Origin of the sequence: Flavobacterium sp. XN-5 (genome assembly GCF_008033395.2) — a bacterium.
Taxonomy (GTDB): domain Bacteria; phylum Bacteroidota; class Bacteroidia; order Flavobacteriales; family Flavobacteriaceae; genus Flavobacterium; species Flavobacterium hiemivividum.
In genome coordinates, this window is record NZ_VOGZ02000008.1 from 1 (window position 1) to 25,101 (window position 25,101).

The 25,101-nt window shown below is 32.8% G+C and carries 13 protein-coding genes; 4 read left to right on the forward strand and 9 right to left on the reverse strand.

Translation table 11 applies throughout. The annotated features are described in order from the left end of the window. The 3 genes from FQU23_RS12950 to FQU23_RS12960 form a co-directional block, all read right to left on the reverse strand. A partial coding sequence (locus FQU23_RS12950) for an IPT/TIG domain-containing protein (protein WP_147674202.1) occupies positions 1–696 on the reverse strand: 696 nt, incomplete at its 3' end. Positions 697–1,088: 392 nt separating this feature from the next. Further along, a complete protein-coding gene (locus tag FQU23_RS12955; protein ID WP_147674203.1) occupies positions 1,089–5,684 on the reverse strand; it encodes a LamG-like jellyroll fold domain-containing protein in 4,596 nt (1,531 codons plus the stop codon). Between the two features lie 654 nt (positions 5,685–6,338). Beyond that, complete coding sequence (locus FQU23_RS12960; RefSeq protein WP_165425771.1) at positions 6,339–7,535, reverse strand: helix-turn-helix domain-containing protein; 1,197 nt, start codon at positions 7,533–7,535, stop codon at positions 6,339–6,341. A 413-nt stretch (positions 7,536–7,948) separates the two neighbouring features. Here FQU23_RS12960 and FQU23_RS12965 point away from each other — a divergent pair, with 413 nt between their 5' ends. The 4 genes from FQU23_RS12965 to FQU23_RS12980 are packed head-to-tail and all read left to right on the forward strand — an operon-like array spanning position 7,949 to position 11,182. Further along, positions 7,949–8,848: a CsgG/HfaB family protein gene (locus FQU23_RS12965; RefSeq protein WP_147674205.1), complete on the forward strand. Its 900-nt coding sequence runs from the start codon at positions 7,949–7,951 to the stop codon at positions 8,846–8,848. Between the two features lie 26 nt (positions 8,849–8,874). Continuing rightward, positions 8,875–9,351: a hypothetical protein gene (locus tag FQU23_RS12970; RefSeq protein WP_147674206.1), complete on the forward strand. Its 477-nt coding sequence runs from the start codon at positions 8,875–8,877 to the stop codon at positions 9,349–9,351. Further along, a complete protein-coding gene (locus FQU23_RS12975) occupies positions 9,351–10,268 on the forward strand; it encodes a DUF6175 family protein (RefSeq protein ID WP_147674207.1) in 918 nt (305 codons plus the stop codon). The genes FQU23_RS12970 and FQU23_RS12975 overlap by 1 nt, the downstream gene beginning before the upstream one ends. A gap of 5 nt (positions 10,269–10,273) precedes the next feature. Next, complete coding sequence (locus FQU23_RS12980; RefSeq protein ID WP_147674208.1) at positions 10,274–11,182, forward strand: hypothetical protein; 909 nt, start codon at positions 10,274–10,276, stop codon at positions 11,180–11,182. A gap of 940 nt (positions 11,183–12,122) precedes the next feature. Here the strand turns inward: FQU23_RS12980 and FQU23_RS12985 are convergent. From FQU23_RS12985 to FQU23_RS13010, 6 genes are all read right to left on the reverse strand, one after another. Then, positions 12,123–13,040 carry a carbohydrate kinase family protein gene (locus FQU23_RS12985; RefSeq protein ID WP_147674209.1) on the reverse strand — a complete coding sequence of 306 codons (918 nt, stop codon included), beginning with the start codon at positions 13,038–13,040 and terminating at the stop codon, positions 12,123–12,125. A gap of 127 nt (positions 13,041–13,167) precedes the next feature. Continuing rightward, positions 13,168–14,910 carry a RagB/SusD family nutrient uptake outer membrane protein gene (locus FQU23_RS12990; RefSeq protein ID WP_147674210.1) on the reverse strand — a complete coding sequence of 581 codons (1,743 nt, stop codon included), beginning with the start codon at positions 14,908–14,910 and terminating at the stop codon, positions 13,168–13,170. Positions 14,911–14,919: 9 nt separating this feature from the next. Continuing rightward, positions 14,920–18,069, reverse strand: coding sequence for a SusC/RagA family TonB-linked outer membrane protein (locus tag FQU23_RS12995; RefSeq protein ID WP_147674211.1), 3,150 nt, complete (start codon positions 18,067–18,069; stop codon positions 14,920–14,922). A 12-nt stretch (positions 18,070–18,081) separates the two neighbouring features. Next, positions 18,082–19,680 carry a glycoside hydrolase family 32 protein gene (locus tag FQU23_RS13000; protein WP_147674212.1) on the reverse strand — a complete coding sequence of 533 codons (1,599 nt, stop codon included), beginning with the start codon at positions 19,678–19,680 and terminating at the stop codon, positions 18,082–18,084. Positions 19,681–19,686: 6 nt separating this feature from the next. Then, positions 19,687–21,003 (reverse strand): sugar porter family MFS transporter, encoded by a 1,317-nt coding sequence (locus FQU23_RS13005; RefSeq protein ID WP_147674213.1) that lies wholly within the window; start codon positions 21,001–21,003, stop codon positions 19,687–19,689. 490 nt (positions 21,004–21,493) lie between these two features. Then, positions 21,494–24,223 carry a substrate-binding domain-containing protein gene (locus tag FQU23_RS13010; protein ID WP_147674214.1) on the reverse strand — a complete coding sequence of 910 codons (2,730 nt, stop codon included), beginning with the start codon at positions 24,221–24,223 and terminating at the stop codon, positions 21,494–21,496. Positions 24,224–25,101 lie beyond the last annotated feature (878 nt).

Sequence of the window (25,101 nt, forward strand, 5' to 3'; positions counted from 1 at the left end):
GCTGTATGTTGCTCCTGAAACTAAAGGTGTTGTAAGGTTCAAAGTTGAACCAACACATAGTGGGCCATTATTCGATGCAGTTGGTGTTGCCGGTATCGGGTTAACAGTTGTTGAAATACTATTACTAGTTGCAGGATTTCCAATAGGGCATGGAGTTATGTTTGATGTTAAAACAACTGTAACAACCCATCCGTTCTGAAGTTGCGATGTTAGAAAAGTATTACTTGAGCTTAGAGTACCAATGTTTAAGCCATTTACTTGCCATTGATATAAGGGACTAACACCTCCGTTTGTTGGAGTTGCTGTAAAGATAACAGACTCACCTGCGCAAATAATGTTGTCGCCATCACTTGAAGATATACTTACACTCACAGGTATCAATGGATTTACCGCAAAGTCATTTACACTTATGTTAGTTACTGCACCAGCGGTAATTGTAATTGCTCCTGTTATTGCATCATTAGGTAATGTTACATTAATCTCTGTATCACTTATTACTGTAAAAGATGTAGCTGATAGTCCGTTAAATAATACGCCATCAACCTCTGTCGGTACTTTAAAACCGCTGCCATTTATAGTTATGGAAGCCCCTGAATTAGAGCAAGCGCTGCTAGGAGTAAAACTTGATATCGTTTGTCCAAAACTAAAAAGAGTGCTCAGAAACAATAAAATTATGAAGAAGTATTTTTTTTTCATGAGACCTACGATTTAGATTCAAAACAATTATTATTTCTGAAAAATGCAGAAGGTGGGTGCCGAGTCAATTTTATAAACAAAACAATAATCTTTACTTTAGGTAAAATATTTACAAAAAATAAAAAATGGGCTAAATTATTTTATTGTTTAATTTATGAGATTTTTCTTCTTAAATTAAAATGTAGATTTGGCTTATCTGACTTAAAGTTAGGTGTTTGAAATGTATTTTTTGATTTTTACACTTGTTTTTCGATGAACGGATTTTATCTATCGACGAATCACCTGTTTAAAAAATACATGAAAGAATTTTCTATGCTATAAGTCTGTGTAATACCAAAAAAAAACTGTCTTTTCAGACAGTTTTTGCTTTTTTTTGACTTGTTTCTTTTAATTTAAGGAATAATTATTTTCTTACTTAAATCTCCTTTGGAAGTTTGAATTCTTGCGATATAGATGCCAGAATTTATTTTCTGGATAGGTAGCTGGATGTTTTGTTGCGATTGATTTTCTGTCTTCCAAGTGTTTATAATCTGTCCAGTGCTGTTATATAACACGACTTTCTGTACTGTTAGATCTAGCGAATAGTTATTGATTATCAGTCTATTGTAATTTCGTGAATGATTGATAATAATGTTAGTTGTATCTATGATTTCCTCTTTTATCGCTAATTTTTTATCGGTAAATCGCAGTGAGAATCTTGTTTTATTTTGGCCTGCAGGAAGAGTAACTTCATAGGTATTATTACGAATGTCATTATAGCTGTCATTTTCCGAATCATAAATAAATATGTTTTGATTTTGATCGAAATTTTCTACTCCATCCAACATAAACTTTACTGTTCCCAAAGCATCAGTTTTTACGCCAATAGGATAGGAGGCACTGGCATTAAAATAGCCCACTCCTTGAATGATTAATTCCGATTCGTTTGTTAAAAAATAAATATCATTTGGTAGATTATCAAAACTGGTTCCATCATATCCATAATCAATACCATCAGTCGCTTTTTCATTCATAAAGCCTAATAAGAGCTGTTTGTGGTAATCGTTACGGGAGTTAAAGCCCAAACGAATTCTTTTGATATTATCTTCAAAAATTATGTCGCTATTGTTATTTTTCCATGTTTCCTTTTTAGTTTCTTTCATTTTATACAAGACGTTCGATGAATCATTTTCTTTAACGAAGGTTCTCTGACTGTTTTTAAAAATTAGAGTACTAGTTGTGGAGTTTGGACGACCACCAACAAAAAAGCCTTGACCCACAGGGATATATCTAGAAGGAATTCCTCCAGAGGGTGTGCCAGCTTTACTTATAAAATCAACATTTGCCGAGGAGGGCGCGATACCTCCAGTTAAATTACGGACTGCATAGCCTCCTTGATAGTCCCTTAGAACATGGGTGTTATTGCTGCTATAATGTTCCCAGAAATATAAAGTTCCATTAGTAACATCACTGGTATTGGAGTCTATCGTATTTAAGTTGTCTTGTATAAAAGCATTTGAGTCTAATGCTGAAGGATAGGGGTTTCCAGCTAATAATAGTTGATTTGGACTAATTGAATTAGTGGAGATCAAGCCATTGTTTGGTTTTCCCACAAAGGTATAGTTTTGGGTATTCGATGTTGCTCCACTTCCTTTTAGGGTGTAGCCTTGACCTACCCTTACAGTTCCGGTTTCACCAATTCGCGTCCAATTCGCATATGCATTACTATAGTTATCAAATTTATAGACCCAATAGCGTGCTAGGCTAATAGGGGATGTCGGGGATCCATCGTAACCGCCAATCCATTTTAAATTTTGTGGTGTCGAGGTAGTTCCGTCTTTCATCACATCTGCAATTGTATAATCAGTATTATTATTAGTCGTATTTATAGGACTAACGGGAGAACTCCAATAATTGTAGTTGAACTTGTTCGATTGTCCTTGCTGATCTCTTTCAATAGACCCAGAACTTGCTGTGTCTAAAATACTTCCTTCGGTTTGTACTAATTGTGACCTGCCAACTAAGTCTATTTTACCATCTAATTTTAAATAATGCGAAATTTCGATTTTATTGTCATTATTTGCTCCGAGTGTATTGCTTTCAACTAGTAATCCTAGAACTGTTTTATTACCAATTGTAGTAATATTGTTATTAGTTTTAATAATGTTCCAATCAATAAATGTAGTGTTGTCAACTCCTAATGTGTTAGGTATATTCCATACATTTCCATAGGTCCAAGTACTATTTGTTTCCCATGCACTATTTGTTGAAGAGGTGTATGGTAGAGGAGCCGTTTCAGGTTGTGCAGTAACAATACCTATTAATTTACCATTGCGATTGTTATTTGTTTTGTCAATTAAAGTTCCATTAATGATATCGCTTGATTGTATCATTGGATAATAACCTTGTAAATTACCCCAGTTAAGTCCAGGGATTATTAAGGGTACGATTGAGCCAAAAACGTTAGAACTATTATTCTCGATTTTTTGGTTCATCATCTGGCGAGTTTGTGCTTCGGTTAAAGCTACATTCCAAATACGCAGTTCTTGCATCCATCCAGTAAAGAAATTAGTTGGAAGATAAGGATATTTATTACTTTGAATCATGGCTCCTAAAATACATTTCGCATCACTATTTGCAATTGGATTAGAACCTGCAACAGCAACTTGCACGCTTACTCCGTCAATATAAAGTTTATAAGATGTTCCGTCATAGGTAACGGCGACATGATACCATCTATTTACGCTAATAGGAAAGTTAGATGTTATTGAATTTCCATTGTTCCAATTAAAAGAAAGCGTATTATTCATCAGTCTTAAATCGTAACCGTCGCTCAAAACAGTTGAATTTCTTTTGGATAAAATAGCTTGAATATTCGTATTTGCAGCGTTTGGTTTAATCCAAACCTCAATACTAAATGCCCCATTACTTAAATTAAAATTATCATTGAAATTCACGTTGTCATCAATTCCATCAAAATCTAACTTATTACAGAGGCCAATACTAACTTGAGCATCATCGATGATCGGAGCGCAGCTTCCGCCGCCATTTGGAATTGTCCATCTGAGGGTGTATATGCCAGTATTTGGGCTTGAAAATTCTGAATTTGGACTTGATGCGTTCGAAAAAACGCCGCCAGACGGGCCACTTACAATGGACCATGTACCTGAGGTACCTTCTGTGGCGCCAAGAGTTACAGCTTCTAATCCGCAAACATCTGGTGTTTTGTCGGGGCCTGCCAAGGCGGTAAAGCACGGGCTGTTTGAGCTATTAAAGTTTACTAAAATAGGTTTGTCAATGAGTCCACCACATGCTGAATTAGGGTCAATTCCTTGTGAAATTGCAGTACTAAAACTAGAATTAGAGATGGCTCCATTCCCCGTAATAGCTCCATTTAGTGCAATGCTAGAGTTACAGCCAGAATTAAATAATGTCGCACAATCAGTTGTTAGTTTAACTTTAAAACTTAAGCTAGCTAATAATGTATTTGGGTCTACAAGTAATGGTAGCGCTCCTACATTCCAAATAATTGATTTTGTACCGTCATCATAATAAGGTGCATTGGCGGGAGTAAATGAGCTATGAATATTTGATGTTAAAATACTACTCACCGTGTACCATGCTGAAGCTGGAATTGGAATCGTAATGATAGTATTTTTAGTGGCCTCAGATCCCCTGTTTTTTATGTCAATTTTATATTCTATTTCGTCTCCTGGTGATGCAGTTAACGGTGATGCAGGAGTTATACCTGCTATAGTGTTAACGACTATTACTCCTTGTGGTTCTGGTATATAAGCATCTACAGACATTGCGAAACCAAAAATAGTATATACCTCATAAGTGGAGCCAAATCTAAATGTGGTAGCCGTTTGATTGTTACCTATAACTGAATTATTAGAATTAGGAATTGTAAACATGCTAAAGTCAACTCCTGTATTGTTTTGTGAAATAGGATCGCTTTTACCTGCTGCCGGTACTGGGAAAATGGAAGAATTAAAGAAGTTATTGATTGTGTTTCCGGAATGGTATAAGGTTAAATAATTAGTTGAGTTGTATGTTTTGTTTGTATCAGCAGTAAGTTTTTGCACTGCCAAATAATCACTTCCAGATGTAGCACGTACATCTCCCTCAGCCGCCATAACCCCTAGTTTCATATTTACAGGACCGGCTCCTACAGTTGTGAATCCAGAAACACTAATGTTTCCGTACTCACCAACTCGAGTCCCACTTACAGTATTTTGTCCATTAACATAAGCATAGCCGTCGAAAAGTGTTACGGCGCGACTTTTCATTATTGGGTTTTCATAAATAACAATCATTACCCAACCACCGGATAATCCTGGATTATTATTCGTTCCTTCTGTTAAAGCGATGTCGGCAACAGTATATGCTCCAGGGCCGTGTGTTTTTACATAATCCGTTACTTCTTGGTAACCAACAAAAATTCCACTTTGCGCACTTCCGGGAAAACGGATTTCGGAACTCACTCCTTTAGGTTTTGCCGTTATGGTAGTATAGCTCGAAGCTCCTGGTCCCTTTAAAGAAATTGCTTTTTTGTTATAATTTTTTGTTATCGAGTTTTTTGTTACTGAAAAGGACTCATTGGCGTCATCTGATTTTCCTGTCCAGTAGAGTCCTGCAAAAAGTACTTTCGAACAATTTTGACTCGCGCTATTTTCTCCTGAATTAGAAACTTCAAGAGTGGCCATAGAAGAATTTAAAGTAGTGTCATCACCATCAATATCAACGTATTTCATTAAATTCCCTTCGTTGTTAGTTGTTGAACTGTAGTTATTTAGTGTTAAGTTAGTATTACCTAACATGGTAAAATCTCCCTTAATATTATAAATTACTTTTGAAGGTGTTGCACTGGAAGTTCTTTGCGTAAAATTAACCTGTGGAGCGGTAACTGTTTGAGCAGTAATACTATTTGTCTTTACTAATAAAATTAGAAAAATAATCAGGCGTATAAAATGTTTATCTGTTTTTCTTAGGTAAAGTTTTTCCATAGTTTGAATTTAATATTATAACTATTGTGTTTGTAATATTTTAAAGACAACCTTGAAACGATAATTGATTCATAGATTTTTGGGGGTCTTTTAAAAATGTAAAAATACAATTTCAGTCAAATAACGCCGATTAAATGCTTAAAAAAATCGATTAAATACATATTTCATTCTATAAAGAAAGAAAATACTTATTTTTATTTATCACTGTAAATACTTGATTTTAAGTATAAAGTAATTTGGGAGTTTTACTTTTGATTTTTTTAGTTTGAAGGATGATATTTTATTGTAATTGCTCACGCCTTTTAAATGTATATTTTAGGAGTGCTAAGTTTTCTTTTTTTTAACTAAAATAAAACAGATTATGCTTTAATAGAATAAATAAGAGTAGGTGTTTATGATAAATCCTTAATTAATGTTTAATGGTTTGTAAGTGGTTTTAGTGGAGCAATTTTCGAACCGTTTTGAAGATGATTTGAAGAAATTGAGTTAAATCTAGTAGAACATAAATTCGTACTAATTATGATTAAATATTAAAATGAGTAGATATCAATTCCTTATTTTTGTAAATTTTTTATCAGCTGAGGGATATTATTGGATTCCGACTTTAAAAAGTTAGGGTCTCACTAACTTTTACCAGATGAGAATGAGTGTTAGCTAAAGCTCAGAACGATTTTTGATATTCAAAGTTTCGTAGATAATTTTAAGATGGTATTTTACTGTATTTTCCGAAATAAACAAATCTACACCAATCTCTTTATTTGTCTTACCTTCTTTTACCAAAGCAATAATTTGACTTTGTCTTTCGGTTAATTTATAGTTGTCAAGGTTTATTTTTGCTTGTTCTACTTTATTAAGTTCTTCTCTAGCATGTTTCAAATTATTACGGACATTATTAATTTCAAGGGCTGCAAGGGTGCGTTTATGTTTGGTAGATCTGAAATAATAAAACAAAAATAATAAAACAACCACTAGTACAACAACAAGAATCATACGGATAAGGTTATGACTTTTGCGATCAAGATCTTTTCGCTTTTGGAGTAAGTCTTTTTCTATAAGATTTAATTTTCCACTTTTATTAAGGGCATCGTATTCTGTTGATAAACGCAATATTTTTTTTTGGGCAAGAAAGGCATTTTCATTATCACCAATTTCGTTATAGAAATGGGAGATATCATCATACATAGCTATGACATAAATAGTCATTTTGTGCTTTTCTGCATAATGCAATCCCTTCTTGAAGTTTTCAATTACTTTATCATTTTGTTTTTGATGCCTGTATAACCCTATTTTTTTTCGGTAAATAAGTGGAAGATGTTTTGGCGCACTTTTTAATAAAATTTCTTCGGCTTCATTTAAATATCTTTCAGCTTTACTAAAGTTTTGCTTACGTATTTCCATTGTGCCCAAAATGGATAAATAGAATGCAACTGTTGTATCATCAAGGTAATGCAAATATTCTTTTGAAATACTAGGTATAATTTCAGTAACCTTATCAAATTTCAGTAAGTCAAAATGAATTATTAATCGTTCTACGTTGACTTGAATCTTTACTTTCTCTTTTTGTGAGCTTAAAATGCCCGCCTTTAGCGCTAAATCTAAATTGTTTAATGCTTGCGGATAGTTAAATAAACTTTTATAGATTAAATATTTTTGATAGTAAGCATTGTACAAATCGTAAGGAGACGATTTTGTATCAGTGATAATGTTTTCTAAAATAAAAATCGATTTTTCGTAATTATTCTTATCGTTTAATACTGCAATTTCTGCATTTAGCTTTGTGTAATTAATTTCATTGGCTCTGTTATTTTGAATTGACAAAAAGAAGCTTAGAAGAATGATTTTTCGTAACAAAAGATTGACTTTAAATAAGTGATAATTCGCAAATAGGTGTAATTTTTTCCTGAAAAACATAGACATTCAGACTTATTGAATAATGATTTATCAGTTTACTAAACAAATTTAGTTTTTTATTCCCGTAAAACACAATAAAGAGAAAAGTACTACATTTTTTTTTTAGTTGCAACTTCTTAGTTTGTTTATATATACACATGTAATTATTTGTTTTACTGCTGTTTAAGTTCTGGACTATCCATAGGGTAGTTAGCGTGTTTTATTATTTATTTATTAAACTACTCTTATACTACCCCTTTGGTTTTATGATTCTTTAATTGATTTATAGACTTTTGTCATCGTTAAAAAACTAAAAGTGAGTATAAAAATAGATTCTCGATCACTTTTATAAGTTTTATAAAATCACAATTATTATGAACAAAAAAAAAATTCTATTAGCATTACTTTTCTCTGGATGGGTACTTCAAGCCCAAGATCGAATTGGAATTGCATTTATTCCCATTAGCTATGATCAAAATACAATTTTATCTACAGATGCTAAGCTTGTACAAGAATCTGTAGTTAGTTCTTTTGTTGCTGCTAAGAAATTTGCTGTAGTCGATAGAGAGAAATTGGTAGAGTTGGAAAATGAAAAGAAATTGCAAAAAACAGCATCTTTCATTGATAGCAAAGCAAGTATCACCGAGGGTATAAGTAAAGGAGCTAGCTATTTGATTGCAACATCAATATTAGATTTAAGACATTCGGAGGTTAAAAAAGGATGGGAGTCAATGTTGCAGTTGCAAATTAAAGTACTAGACGTTTCTACAGGTGAAATTTTGGCGACAGAAAATATTAGTAGTGCGTTTATTACTCCAGAAAATATAGTAGTAGATTCTCGTAAAAATTATGCTACTAAGGAAGAAATTAAAGCAATTGAGCAACAAGAAGAGGGTCTGCAGGAGTTGCAAAAACATAAGGGAGAGGCTTTTACAAAGTCTTTACAACGGTTAATAGAGAATGTAAGAAGGTTTTCAAATGCTAATTTTCCCATCAATGTGGAAATACTGAATTGGGATTCTAAAAACAAAAATAGATTTGTACTATCCTCTGGTAGTAAAATAGGGATTTATCCAGGTCAACTTTTGGATGTGATGCAAGTTACAGAAGCTACAGTGGGAGGAAAAACGCTTCAGAGAAACCAGAAAATTGCAATTGCTTGCGTAGTAAAAGTTGAAGATGATAACTTTTCAGAAGCGGTAATTATTTCAACAGAGAAAAATTATAAAAAAGTTCGTGAGAGCGATAATCAATTGAAAATAGTAACAAGATAAACATTAATATATAAAAGTTAAAAAATATGAAAAAAATTTACTTAGCCTTAGTGGTACTGGGATTAACATTAGCTAGTTGTTCGAAAAAAATGTATAACCCGTATTCTAATTCAGAGGTCATTAAGCACTCAACCCAAGGATCTGTAACTCTAAGAGGAACTGGAGATGAAGTAGATAATAAGAAAGGAAAAGGAGAAATTGTAGCTCTTAAATTAGCGCATAAAAAAGCACTTCAGCAATTGTTCTATTTAGGATTCACGGGAACAGATTTTAAAAATCCTATGATTCGTGCGGGACAATCTGTTGAGGATAAACATAAAGCTTACTTTGAGCAGTTTTGGAATAAAGGATATGAGCGTTTTATTACAAATTCCACTGTTACTTATTATAATTGTGTCCAAAAGCAAAATTGTATCAGCGCTATGTCTGTATTTACGGTTAACTATAATATGTTACGCAAAGAGTTAGAAGACAATAAGATAATTAATAAAATAGGTTTCTAATGCAAGTTCTAAAAAAATATATTAATAACCGGTTTCTATTTGTTTTCGTTTTGTTGCTATGCAGTAAAAATAATTTTGGGCAAGCATCACAAATTGCAGGTACTCAAAGTGCTGAATCTACTCGAGCTGCAGCAAAAATTATGGTAGTTCCCTACACTAAACAAAACGAAGATGTACGTACAGTTTTAGATGAAAACCCTCATATTAGAACAGCAGTTTCAATGGTAAAAGAAGCATTTGATCAAAGAGGATGGTCTACTGTTGATTTTGTTGCCAACCTTAGAGCAGCTCAAGCTAATGCCGCATTTACATCTGATAGGCAGTCCACTTTTAAATCAGATTTGCTAACGTCTTCCGGTGCTGATTTTTATGTTCAAGTTGATGTACAAATTACTTCGGATGAAACAGGAACAAATACGGTATTGAATCTTACGGCATTTGAAACACATACTGGAGCAAGTTTTTCTAATAAAACAGGTAGTTGTAAGTTTATGAGTACTGATTACGAAAAATTGATTAGTAAATCATTTGAAGGAATCCAAGAAGAATTTCTAAATACATTGATGGTCAAGACTGATGAAATACGCGAGATTGGTCGTGCTTGTGTGGTTGAGTTTAACTTAGATGAAAATACAGGAACCGATTTTGATAGTGAATTAGCATCTGGGGAATACCTGAATGAACTTATTGAAGATTGGATTTCCACGAATGCTTATAAAGGTAGAGCAAATTTAAGCGGAATATTAGAAAATAAAATGCTTTTTGATGAAGTCAGAATACCACTTTATGATCAAGAAACAAATAAACCGTATAATATTAACCGATTTGCATCAGAGGCAATTAAGTATCTTAGGAGCAAAGGAATACAAGCTACTAGAAATATACATGGACAAAAGATGTATGTCACTATTAAATAGTTTTTATGAGATTTAAAGGAAATAAAAAAGCATTGATGTGCCTATTGATTTGTTTGTTTTATCCGTTTTCTGGATTTAGTCAAACGGATAGTTACAAAGCAAATTATTCATTTGTTCAACCAGTAGGCAATCAAGTAGCTAGCGAAAGACATTATGAAAACTTGATTGCAATTGTAAAAGAGACCTATTCATCTAAAAACATTTTTTCAAATCAGAGTCCTTTTGTGATCGTACCAAGGATTAGTATTATTAGCGAAAAGGTTGCAGGAGAAGTTCAGATCGTAAAAGTTGTAAAACTAGAAATAGGATTGACCGCACAAGGAAAGGATGATAACTATGTTTTTAATAAGTTTAAAAAGGTATTTACAATAACGGCAGATGATTCGAGAAATGCTATTTCTAAAGCATTAGAATCAATAAGACATGATCCGAAAATTAAAACATTCATTGATCAAAGTAATAGTAGTATTTTGTCTTTTTATGAAAGTAATTGTAGTGTTATTTTGAAAACTGTAAAAGTGAATATTGATCGACAAGAATATGCAAAAGCATTTGATTATCTAAGATATGTTCCGGAAAGGGTTAGTTGTTTTAAAGAAGCAGAAGGAATTATCACTAAGATTTATTTAGATTCTAAAGAAGAAAACTGTCGTAAGTTCCTTCAAAAAGCTCATAATGCAGAAGCTCAAAAAGACTACAATAAGGCCTTGTTTTATTTGCAGTTTGTTGACACAAATGTGGCATGCTATACCGATGCATCTGTATTAGTGAATAAGATAGGTGAGCGTGTTGACGAACAGGTTTTACGTGATTTTGAGATGGAAAAGCTTGTGTTTAGTAAATTAACCGATCTTAAAAAAATGGAAATTATAGCTAAAGAGATCGATTATTTAGCTGTTACAGTTAACGAATAATTATTTGGATCTTAACTAGATAATATTTTTAAAATAATTTTAACCAAATGAAGGCTTAAATCGCTCTGTAAATAATGAAATTGACATCAGCTGTGATAAATGATAGCCTAATCAGGTTTTAAATTTTTTAAAATTCATAATCTAAAGGTAGAGAACATTAGAAAAGAAGAAGCTGTGTTTAAATGCGTCCCGATAAATGAATAACTTTTCAATTTTTCAGAAGGAATGGGGAAATGATGAGAAAAATTGGAACTGATGATTACCTATTATTTCGAGAACGAAAAGTGAAATATAAAACATTTATGAATGATCACTGTAAAGCGTTTACTCATTTCCGTAAAGGAGTTAATATTAAAAGTGATTTAAGATTAAGTAATCTTAGACAAACGTTGCGGTGATGAATAAATCAAGTTATGGGAGTTGATACTAAAGTATTATTCTCATAAGCTTCTGATGGTGTTTTGAAAGAATATTATATAGATACTAAAATTTAACTGCGATTGAAAAGGACGCATTAGGCATTAAAATATTTGGTTAAAATAGTATCGTAATAATATAAAAAGACGTAAATAAAATTTGAAAAATCATTTACGTCTCTTTTTTTATGTTCAAAATCGAGATGATTTTAAAAAATACAAGGATTAATTTATGGGTTTAACCTGTTTGAGTTGGCTAAATATGTGTATTTAATTTCTAAATTTTGATAATGATTTAAAATCTTTCTCACTGAAGAAAAAGAAAATGGAAAATCAAGAAGTTTTATTCCAATAAATAACCCTTAAACAGTTGTTGTTTCCGGGTTTGTTTTCTATCGAAGACGGGGTTTGAACCCGTGACCTCAGGGTTATTAAAATTCGAATTTCAGTTGGTTATATATATAATGAAAATTAGATAGTTAAGTGTCGTCTAGATGGATTGTGAATTTTAAAATAATAGAATCCTATTTTTCGATTTTGCTTTTATCAAGCATCATGAACTTTTTAATTTCTTGTCCAGAAATTTTAGGATTAGCTCCTTCTTGGCCAGCTACTAAAGCTCCTACCGCACATGCATAATTCAATGCCTTTTGTGGAGATTTACCTCTAAGCAAGCGCAATAGGAGTGAGGCCAAAAAAGAATCTCCAGCACCCACAGTATCTACCACTTTTACAAAATAACCGCTATTGTAATAAAATTTACCATTATAATATAGAACAGCTCCAAATTCCCCTTTAGTTACACAAAGTTGTTTTGTATTTGTTTTCTCGGCAATGAATTTGATATTTTGTTCAAACGAATTATAGGGTGAATCCAATTCTCTGCTTATTTCGCGCAATTCCTCATCATTCAACTTTATAAAGTCAGCTTTTAGCATTAATGAGTTAATTACTTCTTTTGTATAGTATGGAGCTCTTAAATTTGCATCCAAAACTTTATATTTTGCCTTGTCCAAAAGAGCAAATAAAGTTTTACGAGAGACTTCATCTCTGGATGCTAAACTACCAAAAACAAAAACATCTGCTTCAGTAATCAGTTTTTCCATTCCTTCTGTTTTTTCAATTTTGTCCCAAGCAGATGGATATGCAATATCATAGGAGGCATTCCCTTTTTCATTAATCATTACATTAACAACTCCCGTTTTATATTTTTCACCGATTTGAATTTCGTCAACATTAATTTTGTTTTCTTTTAAGAAACTGACGATTTCATCTCCATTTTCATCCGCGCCAACACGACTTATCATGTTCGTTTTAACTCCCATAGAATTCATTCGCAAAGCGACATTTAATGGAGCTCCTCCAATTTTTTTATGAGTAGGAAAAACATCCCATAGTACTTCCCCATAACATACTGCACTTAAAGCGTTCTTTTTCTTCATAGTAAAATTTATTAAAATTAAGAATAAGTATAATAACGACCTATTCAATAAAAAAATATAAGTTAAAGGCAAGAATAATCCTTGCCTTTAACTGTATTAAGTTAACATCCAACAAACAGTTTTATTCTTAATAACCTGGATTTTGTTTGTATAATCCAGCCGTAAAATTAATTTCTCTTTGTGGTATTGGGTAATATTCATCTCGGCCCGCTGTAAACTTCGCATTTGCAAGAAAGTCTCTTTTTGTTTTTTCTTCAGTAAGATAAGCATTCAATACGGGTTCAGCGATTCCCCATCTTACAAGGTCAAAAAATCGAGGGCCTTCCATACCAAACTCTAATCTTCTTTCAAACATCAATGCTTTCATTGCATAATCTTTTGATGGAAAAGCCAAGTATGGAGAAATTTTATAAACATCTGATGCACCTGCTGCTAATGGCATTGATTTACTAGCTGCAGCTCTCGCTCTTACAAGATTGATAAGAGGTAAAGCTTCATTGTGACGGTTCAATTGAATTAAAGCTTCGGCTTTAAATAATAAGACATCTGCATATCTAATGAAATCAATATTTTTAGACGTTCCAATAAATGGTCCGTTTTTTACATAACAAGAGCAGTCTGGCGATTGTTGTTCTTTCATATTCCCAAAAAAACCATAAACACCTGGATCTCTAGCCCAACTGAATTTGTAAACCATATCACCCGCATTTTTCAAGGTGTTTTTGTATTTAAATGGTCTTCCAGGAACACCTACTGTATGATCAATTCGCGGATCAAGAGTTACTCCAGCCGTTAGCGGAGCATTACCATTCGCATCAATTGTTTTAAAAATATCAGAATCATTAAACGTTTCTAATAATGGCAATCCGTTTGCATCTGTTTTAAAAGCATTCACCATATTTTGACTCGCTAAGTGAAAACCACAACATCCATAAAGAGAAGTTCCATGTGGAGAGTTTAATCCAGTTACAAAACTTACTCTTCCTGTATTTGTACCATCATTGATAGAAAACTGAACAGCCCATATAGATTCTTGTCCATTATCATTTCCATCCAAGAAGTTTTTTGCATAATCAGTTTCTAAACCACCTGTAACCGCATCGGCATAATCAATCACTTCCTGTAATCTTGCGGTATTTATGCTAGTTACTTGATGATTGTCATTTTGCTGATAGGCTTGGTACAATCTTAGTTTTGCTAAATAGGCCGCCGCTGCATTCTTATCAGCTCTACCCACTTGCTCTTGTGCTTGTTCTAAATTATTAAAGGCGAAAACGAAATCCTCCGCTATTTTATTCCATAATTCATCACTTGTCAAATCATTTGATGTCTTTAATATTTGCTCCTTAGATAAATCTTCTGATATATATGGAACTTTATTAAATAGTAATTTCAACATAAAATGCGAATGTGCTCTTAAAAAACGTAATTCTGCTTGCCTTGTTTTCTTCTGTGGATATTCAGCTTCGGTCAATCCATTTATAACAGACAAAGCAAAATTAGCTCTTGAAATGGCCTTATAATGGTTTGTCCAAGTTCTAGGTAACATAAAATCTCCATAATCAGCAATAGTTGTATTGTATTGTTCGTAACGATCAATTACATCTACATCACCACGACCGCCACCGCCTTTGTAAGCATCATCAGAACGCACACTTCCATAAACCCATTGATTGGTTATTGGCCCTACCATTTCGTCATTTCCTATTGCAGCATAAGCTGCAGTAACAAGAGCATCTGCATTTTCGGCTGTTGCAACACTTTCTGAAGTCAAGACTCCTGTTGGTTCATAATCTAAAAAATCGGAGCTACATGATGCCAAAAATAAGATTGACAGGCAGCTAATAACTATTTTATTATATTTCTTCATGATAATTGCTTAAAAATTAATGTTTAGACCTAATGAAAATGTAGTTGGAACTGGTATTCTATTTACATCTGTGCGCTCTGGATCCTGTCCTATATATCCTTTTGGTGTAAACCAAAATAAATTCTCTCCTTGTGCATAGACCCTACAATTTGTTATGAATCCTGTTTTTTCTACTAATTTCTCAGAAAGTGTATATCCAAGTTGCATGTTCCTAACTTTGAAATACGAGTTGTTTCTAAAAAAATAATCAGATGCTTGATTGTCGTTATTCGCCAAAGAAAGGGAAGGAACATCTGTGTTTGTATTCGTAGGTGTCCAAGCATTCAAGGTTCCAGGTCCCGCATTTTCTCTACCTTGAACAAAATTATTCCAAAAGATATATGGATCTTGTCCAATACGGCCTGTAACTCCTGATCCAAAGACAGAAAAATCAAAATCTTTATAAGCTAAACTAATGTTGATTCCATATTCTAGTTTTGGCAATGTGCTTCCAATGAAAGTTCTATCTTCAGAATTTATCACACCATTACCATCAAGGTCAATATATTTAATTCCTCCTAATCTGGCAGCCACTTGTGTAGCATGTGAATCTATGTCAGCTTGACTTTGAAACAAACCGTCAGTTTTGTATCCAAAAACTTCAAACTGTGAATGTCCTACGATTGAATTAGTCGCTGTCCCAGGATAGGCAGCTCTTACCTCTTCTGGTAATTCAGTTATTTTATTCTTTGTTGCACCAAAATTAGTAGTCACATTAAAAGTCAAGCCGTTATCCAAGGTTTCACCATAACCTACGCTAAGTTCCCATCCTCTGTTTGCAGTATTCGCACCATTTACAGAACGTTGTTGTCCTTCGCCAACAGCGGACGCTACAGGTGGTACAATCAAGATACCTTCGGTTTTTCTAGAGAAATAATCAAATGATCCTGATAATTTATTTGCAAAGAAACCAAAATCTAAACCAACATTATATTCCTTAGTTGTTTCCCATTTTAATCCTGAATTTACACCTTGTATAGATACAAAACCAGAAGGTAAATTTCCAGTATTAGCACCATTCAAATCGTAAGCTGTACCCACATTATAATAAACGTTAAAAAAATCAGGGAAATATACATTTTGATTAGGACCATATCGCGTTTCAAACAAACCAAAACGAGCATTGTCACCAATAGATTGGTTCCCCACCTCTCCGTAACCGGCACGTAATTTCAAGTTTGAAACTGCCGTAACATTTTTAAGGAATTCTTCATTGTTAATTCTCCATCCTGCTGTTACTGCTGGAAAAATACCATATCTATTATCTTGTCCAAATCTTGAAGATCCATCTCTACGAATGGTGAATGAAGCTAAATAACGATCTGAAAAAGCATAATTAAATTTTCCGAATTGGGAAAGCAAACGACTTCCTGTTGTTATTCCGTTATTAGTTCTTGCACCAGTTGCTGCTGCAAGTGTAAAATAGGATTCTGATTCTACTGCAAATCCTTCAGCACGAGCAAACAATGAATTGAAATCTGTTTTAGTTGATTCAGTTCCAACAAGAATTCCAATTTTATGATCTGAAAGTTTTAAATTATAATTCAAAGTGTTTGAAATGGTTAGACTTGAGTATTTATTAGTGTCTATGTTTAAACTATTTATATTTCTAGTAATAAATCCATTGTTTACGGTTGGTTCAATGTCTTTACGTTTAAAATCATTAAAATCTATACCAATACTGTTTCTAAAAACTAATCCTTTTACGATGTCAATTTCAGTGAAAACATTACCATATAAGGACATTTTTCTAGAATTATCCCATCTATTTAGATATTGCATCAACAATGGATTATTTCTATCTGAATATCCAGATCCAATAGGACCTCCATACGCTCCAGTACTAGTATAAACTGGAATAGTAGGAGCAAGAGTTATTGCTAATCCTGGCGTTGGCGCACTACCAACATCATTAGCTGCGCTTCTTTCGTCAGATTGTGTAAATTGAGAGTTAACTCCAAATCTTACTTTGTCATTAAACAATTTAAAATTAGCATTAAGTCTAGCAGAATATCTGTCATAGTCAGTATATTTTAACATCCCTGAATTATCCAGATATCCAAGATTTAAAACTGCATTTGCTTTTTCAGATCCTCCAGAAACAGACAAATCGTTATTTACAAGTAATCCTGTTTGATATACTGTATCTTGCCAATCAGTATCACCTGCAGGCACGTTCATGTCACCTCCTACAAATGGTTTTACGCTTACGCTATTTAAGATTGGATTAGCAAAATTATTATTCCAATCAAAATTATAAATTTCGCCATACCCACCAGCTGGATCAGCACCATCATTTACAGATGCTTGCCATAATACTTTACCTCTGTCTAGAGCATTAAGCATTTTATAGCGTTGTTTCTTTTCAGAAAGGACTGAAACGTTAGTACTAAATGAAACCGAAGTAACGTCCCCTTTAGCTCTATTCTTAGTGGTTACAATAATAACTCCATTGGCTGCTCGAGAACCGTAAATAGAAGAAGCCGATGCATCTTTCAAAACTTGAACGGATTCGATTACACTAGGACTTAAACTCGCAAACACCTCTGGTCTTACGGTAGGAACCCCGTCAATTACATACAAAGGATCGGTATTTCCCAAGGTACTAACTCCTCTAATCAAAATTTTGCTATTTGCACCACTTGGATCTCCTGATTTTTCAATTGCCAGACCAGCAACTCTCCCTTGGAGTGCTTGCATAGCATTACCAGAGCTCATACTTTGTCCTTCTATCGGCTTCAAATCCACGACAGTTACCGCTCCCGTTAAATCGGCTTTTTTCTCTCTAGAGTAACCAGTTACAACAACATCATCTAATTTAAGAGACTCTGATTTTAATGAAACATCTAAATTAGTTTGTCCATTAAGCTTAATAGTTTGTGTAGCAAAACCTGTATAGCTAAATATTAATGTTGCATTTTTATCTACATTATTAATTGTAAACCTACCGTCAAGATCTGTAGATGTACCTATATTTGTACCTGATACCAGTACTGATGCTCCTGGAAGAGTCATCCCATCATCTGCGGAAGTTACTACTCCTTTGATTCCTATGTTTTGGGCCGATAAAGAAATAAAGGACCCCATCAGGATTAAGTAAAGAATTATCTTGTGTTTCATAATTAAATTGGTTTAGTTAAAGTTTAGTTGGTTAATTATTAAGTTTTCAATGGTATATTCTGCATTAGCATTAGAAACCGTGAAATATTGCATTGGTTTATCTGGAAAAAATATTTCTGTCATAACCGTCTTTCCATTATTATAAAATATTTCAATTGAAGTTTTGTCAACAATTACTCTTACATCCATTTTATCAAAGTCACCTATAAAAGGAGCTTTTGAAATGTTTTTTGCAAAAACATCAGAAAAAGCTAAATTTCCAGATTTTGATCGATCGATAAAAAAGTAATTATCTTCTTTATTGATTCCGAATTGTAGTGTATTTTTTGAATCATTTGAAAATGAAAAAGTGTAAACATCCTTTTTTAGATCCTTTATAGTAAAGCGGATATCTAGTTTCGATAAATCGACTAATCCCTTATCTATTATCACTGTTTCTCTATTTATTTTAAGAGATTCTTTTTTAATAGTCTTAGCAATATAATTTTGTAATTCTTTTACCGGTTTAGAGGAGACGATAAAGTGACCGTCCTCTTTTATAAGTGCTAATTCTCTAGGTATCGTCATAGAACTTCTCCAAGTTTCAGTTGGTACTTTTTCTGCATAATTCCAATTTGACATCCAACCTATGAACAATTTTCTGCCATCAACCTCAGATATATTTGCCCAAGTTACCCCAGCATAGTTGTCTCTTCCGTAATCAATCCAAAGTCCTTTTTGTTGTTTTACATCTTTGGCAAAAGATTCATCCAACGTGAATGTTTTTCCGTCAAAATCACCAACAAAATATTGAGTAGCAGAACCACCATTAGGTCCTCCTGGGTTAATACTTAATAACATTACCCATTTGTATTCATCAGTGCCTTCAACTTGCATCGGAAAAAAATCTGGGCATTCCCAAACACCTCCATGAGCTCCAATGTTTTTCCCAAAATCTGAAAGTAGCTCCCAGTCTTTCAAATTTTTAGAACCATAAAACATAGTCTTATCTCCCGCTGCCAAAACCATTAACCATTTTTCATGAATGGCATCCCAAGTTATTTTAGGGTCTCTAAAATCTTTAATATTTGGATTTTTAATAATAGGATTAGCATCATATTTTGTCCAAGTCAATCCTTCATCTAATGAATATGCAATTCCTTGTGACTGATAGTTAGTTTCCCCTGCTTTTTCCATTTTCATATCGTGGTAAGTAAACATCGCAACCATAGGAGGATTTTTCAAGCTCCCAAAACCTGAAGTGTTATTTACATCTACAACTGCACTTCCAGAAAAGATATATCCTTTTTCATCTGGGTAAAGGGCGATTGGTTTTTCTGTCCATGAAATAAGATCTGTACTTATTGCATGTCCCCAATGCATAGGTCCCCAAACATTTGAATCTGGATAGTATTGATAAAAAAGATGGTAATAGCCATTGTAATAAAACATCCCGTTGGGGTCATTCATCCAACCTTTTTGCGGAGTAAAATGAAAATTTGGTCTATACAATTCTGCTTCTGTATAATCTTTCTTTTCTGTAAATAATGATTGCTTACAACCTACTAAGAGAACCATTCCCATAATACAACACAAGAGCCTGAAAAATTCTTTTTTAATTACTGTTTTCATAATTTTTTATTTAATTAATTTTTTACTCAATTCTTCCAAAGAAATTCCTTTTGTTTCTGGCATCATAAAAGCAACAAACAAAAGTTGAAAAACCATCATTACTGCAAAAAACAAAAACACTGTACCAGGGCCTACTGTAGAAAATAAATATGGAATTAATGATGGAATTATAGCCGCTAGAACCCAATGAGTAGTACTCCCAAAGGATTGCCCTGATGCTCTAAGATGGTTCGGGAAAATTTCTGAAATAAATACCCAGATTACTGCACCCTGACCTATTGCATGTGCTGCAATAAAAAGAAACAAAAATACCGGAACTGCCATGCCTTCCCAATGAAGGAAGAAAGCCATTGCTACTAAACTAAGTGATATGATATACCCGACAGAACCTATGTACATTAAAACCTTACGTCCCAATTTATCAATAAGAAAAACACCCAGCAGCGTAAAGATTAAATTCACGACACCAATACCTATACTGCTTAACAAGGCAGTACTTTCGCCAAGACCGGCTTCCTGAAATATTCTACTTGAATAATATAAGAATGCATTAATTCCTGACAGCTGGTTGAAAAAAGCCATTAAAAAAGCCAATATCAAAGGAGTTCTGTATTTTTTCAAAAAGATAGTATCGTTTGCAATTGCGGCGTTGTCGTTATCAAGCTCTATTTCCTCCTTCATTTTTTCGTAGTCAGCTTCTTGCCCCATCAACTGCAAAACTTTTCTGGCTTCATCATTTTTAAATTTAGATAACAGCCATCTAGGACTTTTAGGAATAAATAAAACCAGCAATACATATATTATAGCCGGAAATGCTTCAACACCCATCATCCATCTCCATGAGTTTTCTCCAATGTCTTTCAATAAATAATTAGAAAGAAAGGCAACTAAGATTCCTAAAACAATATTGAATTGATAAAACGCTACTAATTTTCCTCTGTCCTTTGCGGGAGCAATCTCTGAGATATACGTTGGCGCAGCAATTGTTGAAGCACCAACTCCGATACCTCCAATAAATCTAAAAACAGCAAAAACAATCGGATCATTTGCAAAAGCTGAACCAATGGCTGAAACCAAAAATAAAATTCCAATCCATAATAAGGTATTCTTTCTTCCTATTTTATTAGTGGGTATTCCTCCAAATATGGCACCTAGTACCGTACCCCATAATGCCATTCCCATGACAACTGTCCCGTGAAAAGCATCAGATGAATTCCAAATCGATTGTAAATTTTTATCGGCTCCTGAAATCACTACAGTATCAAAACCAAAGAGGAAACCTGCTAGTGAAGCTATCAAGGCCCAAGACGCTATTTTTTTCATTATGTATAATTATTATATTGAATTGCTAAATTATGTTTAAAAAAAACAATAATAATTTACAGATGTTACAATGTCATACGACGCCTATAAAAAAACGCAATACCTATTGCTATAGCCTTTAATTCCAGCGGATTTAACTTTAAAAATTATATATGCTACTTCGTTGTAGTTACAGTTATGTTACAAAAAGTAGAATCATGTTACATGGTTATTAATGATAATAAGAAATTAAAAGGACATCAATACTCGTATATCATTAGTCTTAAGGTTTATTTAAATAAAAGTTAAACATTGGGGTTGGTGAGTAGAAACAAAAAAACCATCAAAAGTATATTTTGATGGTTCTTAATGTTAAAATACGTCTATTATTAGGTAGGTTTTAAAAGAAGATTAAATTCAGTAAATAATAATGTACAGACAATTTATAGGAATATAATAGAACGGACAAAGCTCACATTAGCACCATAAAACTTATTTATAATCGTGTTTTCTAATTTTTGAATTCCTTTGGAGACACTCCAAATTTATTTTTAAAAGTAGTTGAGAAATAATTTGGAGAAGAAAATCCAACTGCATATGCTACTTCAGAAATAGTTTGATTCGAATTTAGAAGCAGTTCCTTTGATTTATCTAATCTTATATTATTGATATGATCACTTACACTAATCCCTAAAATCGCTTTTACTTTTCGATATAATTGCACGCGAGAAATATTCAAGTCTTTAGCTAAATCCTCGACGGTATAGATAGAATTATCAATATTTGAAGCTATTAGCTCATTAAGTTTTCTAAGAAAATTCTGTTCTGAAGTTCCGAAATTAACATTCTCATTATTTGCAATATTAGCAATGTTATTAGAATAATAAAAGCGTAATTTTTCTCGGTTAAAGAGTAATCCTTTTATGGACTGAACCAGTACTTTTAAACTAAATGGTTTTGTTAGGAAAACATCGGCACCACTTTCTAGGGCTTTCAGATAGGAATCCTGGTCATCTGAGGCAGTAAGAATAATTATCGGGATATGAGAAGTCCTTAAATCTTTCTTGAGAATTTCACAAATTTCAAATCCATTTTTTCCTGGCAAATTCAAATCACACACTATAACATCAGGTACCATATCTAGTGCGCGTTTAATTGCATCAGAGCCGTCAGCGGTATAAATAGAAAATTCAACAGACAGTTTTTGAGTCATATAATCAAGTAGATCTACATTGTCTTCGATACATAAAATAGAATATTTATCATCTGAATTTGCAACTTCTCTGTTTGGCAGAACTTCTTCCTCAAGATAATCATTCTGATTAACGAAGTCTAAAGCTGGGGTGTTCACTATACTTTTAGGATCTAAATGTTCTTTTCCTAATTGTAATGTTATAATAAAATCAGTTCCATTTTTCGATTGAACTTCGACGCTTCCCTTATGTAAATCAACAAAACTTTTGGTGAGATGGAGACCAATACCAGAGCTATTTCTAAAATTGTTGGAGCCTTGATAAAAGGCACTAAACACCTCTTTTAATTCATTTTCCGGAATTCCAATCCCAGAATCTTTAAAATAAATCTTAACCTCGTTCTTCAGTTTGTCTTCATTTATCACAATAGAAATCTTACCTTTTTCTGGAGTGAATTTAAAGGCATTGGAAAGCAAATTAAAGTATACTTTGTCCATCAGATTTCGATCAATATAAACCTCAAGATCAGGATTGTTTGTCACCAAAGAGAAATCGATACTAAGTTTCTTTGCTTCTCTTTCAAAATCCGCAATAATACTATTTGAAAAATCAAACAAATTAGTGATTGAAGCTCTTAATATAAATTTTTTGTCTTCAACTTTTCTATAGTCTAATAATTGATTGATTAATCGAAGCAACCTTCTAGAATTATTATACATCAAAGTAATCTCTTTATTTACTGAATTTCCTTTGCTTTTAAGCTCGGTTCCCAGAGACTCTACCGAACTTAAAATTAAAGTCAAAGGTGTTTTAAATTCATGTGACAAACCCATAAAGAAGTTTAATCGTGCTTCATTACTTTGTTTTAATTCCTCTGAGTATTGTTTAATTTCATTTCTTTGACTTTTAATTTTTTTGTTTCTTATTTCTAATTCCTCTTTTTTACGGCTAATCGCAATGCGAGAATAGATGCTGTACACTGCTAAACACAATGTTAAAATAAATAATGCAAATAATAGTTTCAATAAATTATTTTGAGTTGCATATTCCTTCCCTTTGCTTTTAATGATATTTTGCTGTTCTTCAATATTTGACTGTTGGATTGCTATTCTGTCAAATTGATTACTCATAATATCTGCGTTAAGCGAATCTATTATTGTAGTACTAAGTTTGTTTTTTTTGGGAACTATTTCATTATATACAATTTTCAAGGCTAATTTTATTGCTTCACTACCTCCTGTAGGGTACAAAATAGTTGCACTCAAAACTCCTTCTTTAACCAATTGAATCCCTCCAAAGGGACCATTGAGACCATCAACTCCAATAAATTTTAATTTATTTCCTAAACCTTTACTTTTAGCTGTTTTCCAGGCATTATATGCAATAACATCATTATAACAAAATACATAGTCTATATTTTGTAAGCTATCTAATAATGTGGTAAATTCTGTTTTTGGATATTCAGAGTCCACAGAACCTACTGTATGTACTTTGATTCCTGGGTATTTACTAATAATTTGTTTAAAACCTTCACTCCTTTCTACTCCTGGAGAAGTTGTGTGATCTCCTTTAATTTCAACTACAGTAGCATTCCCTTTTGACGAAGCAGCAACATGTTTTCCCGCTAAACGACCAACTTCAATATTATCTGCACCTATGTAAGTAGTGTAATTAGTTGTGTTTGCCTTTCTGTCTATTAAAATAACAGGTATACCGTTAGCCCTGGCTTTTTCTATAACGGGAACAATAGAGTCAGATTCGAATGGAGAAATTATTATTACATCAACTTTATTATCAATAAACTTCTCAATATCAAGAATTTGTTTTTTAGCCTGGTGATGCGCATTATTTATAGTCAAATTGACGTGGGGGTGAAGAGAGGCCTCGACTTCCATTGCATGATTCATTGAAACTCTCCATAAGTCATTTCCAACACTTTGTGAAAAGCCTATTGAAATTTCACGTTCTTCTGTAGCTGTTGAATTACAAGAGGTCTGTAGGAAAACGAAATTCAAAAGCAGGATATAAAAAAAGATGCTTCTTGTCATGGTTTGGTTGGCTTATTATAGTATATCATTAACCCATTACGACTAACAACTTTGAACTATGATATAAAATACAGAAGTAGTCCGTTTTTTATATTGGAAAGTATATAACTTTATAGGGGGCAGGGAAGTTAAGAGAGTTTTTTTTTGACTATATTTTCTAGAAATTATTAGAAAGGTTTAGAAACAAATATATAAAAAAAAATGATAGTATGATTTTATTAGTACAATGGTATTTGAAGTTTCTAAAATTGCAGTTACGAAAGTAAAAAAACAACTTTAAATATATTTTATTTCCAGACCGAAAAGTAAAAAATATTACAATTATGAATGATCTATCTAAAGGTTTTTCACATTATAGGAATAAGGCTAAAATTAAGAAAAAGGTTTTTTTGGCGATTTGAGGAAAACTTATTTATCTTGTCTTAACACCTTTGTGCATAAAGAGACTGGAATTTTGTCTTCTCATTCTACTCATGAAGTTTTAAAAACATTTTATCTAGATCCAAAAATATTATCTACAATTGAGGAAGCAGCACTAAAAATTCAAGTCTTTGGATCGTGATACGTCACTCCTTTACGTCACTCCTTTAATCTAGTACGTAATTTTTTTTTTTAATCTATGAATTAGCTTTTTATCTCACTCAACTCACGCGTCTGTAATTATGTCACAAAATTATAATAGATATTTTAATATTGAATAAATTTCAAAAATGTAGCTTAACTTATACTGAAGGTTTTATTTGTATATCCAGTTTTTAGTGTTTGCGATTTTAACATGTTGTAGCAGTGGATATGATTTAATTCAATTTCGATTAGCGAGACTGATTTTTAAGTTACTTAGTTGATACAATCTTTTAATCTCTTCGTTTTTGGAACGT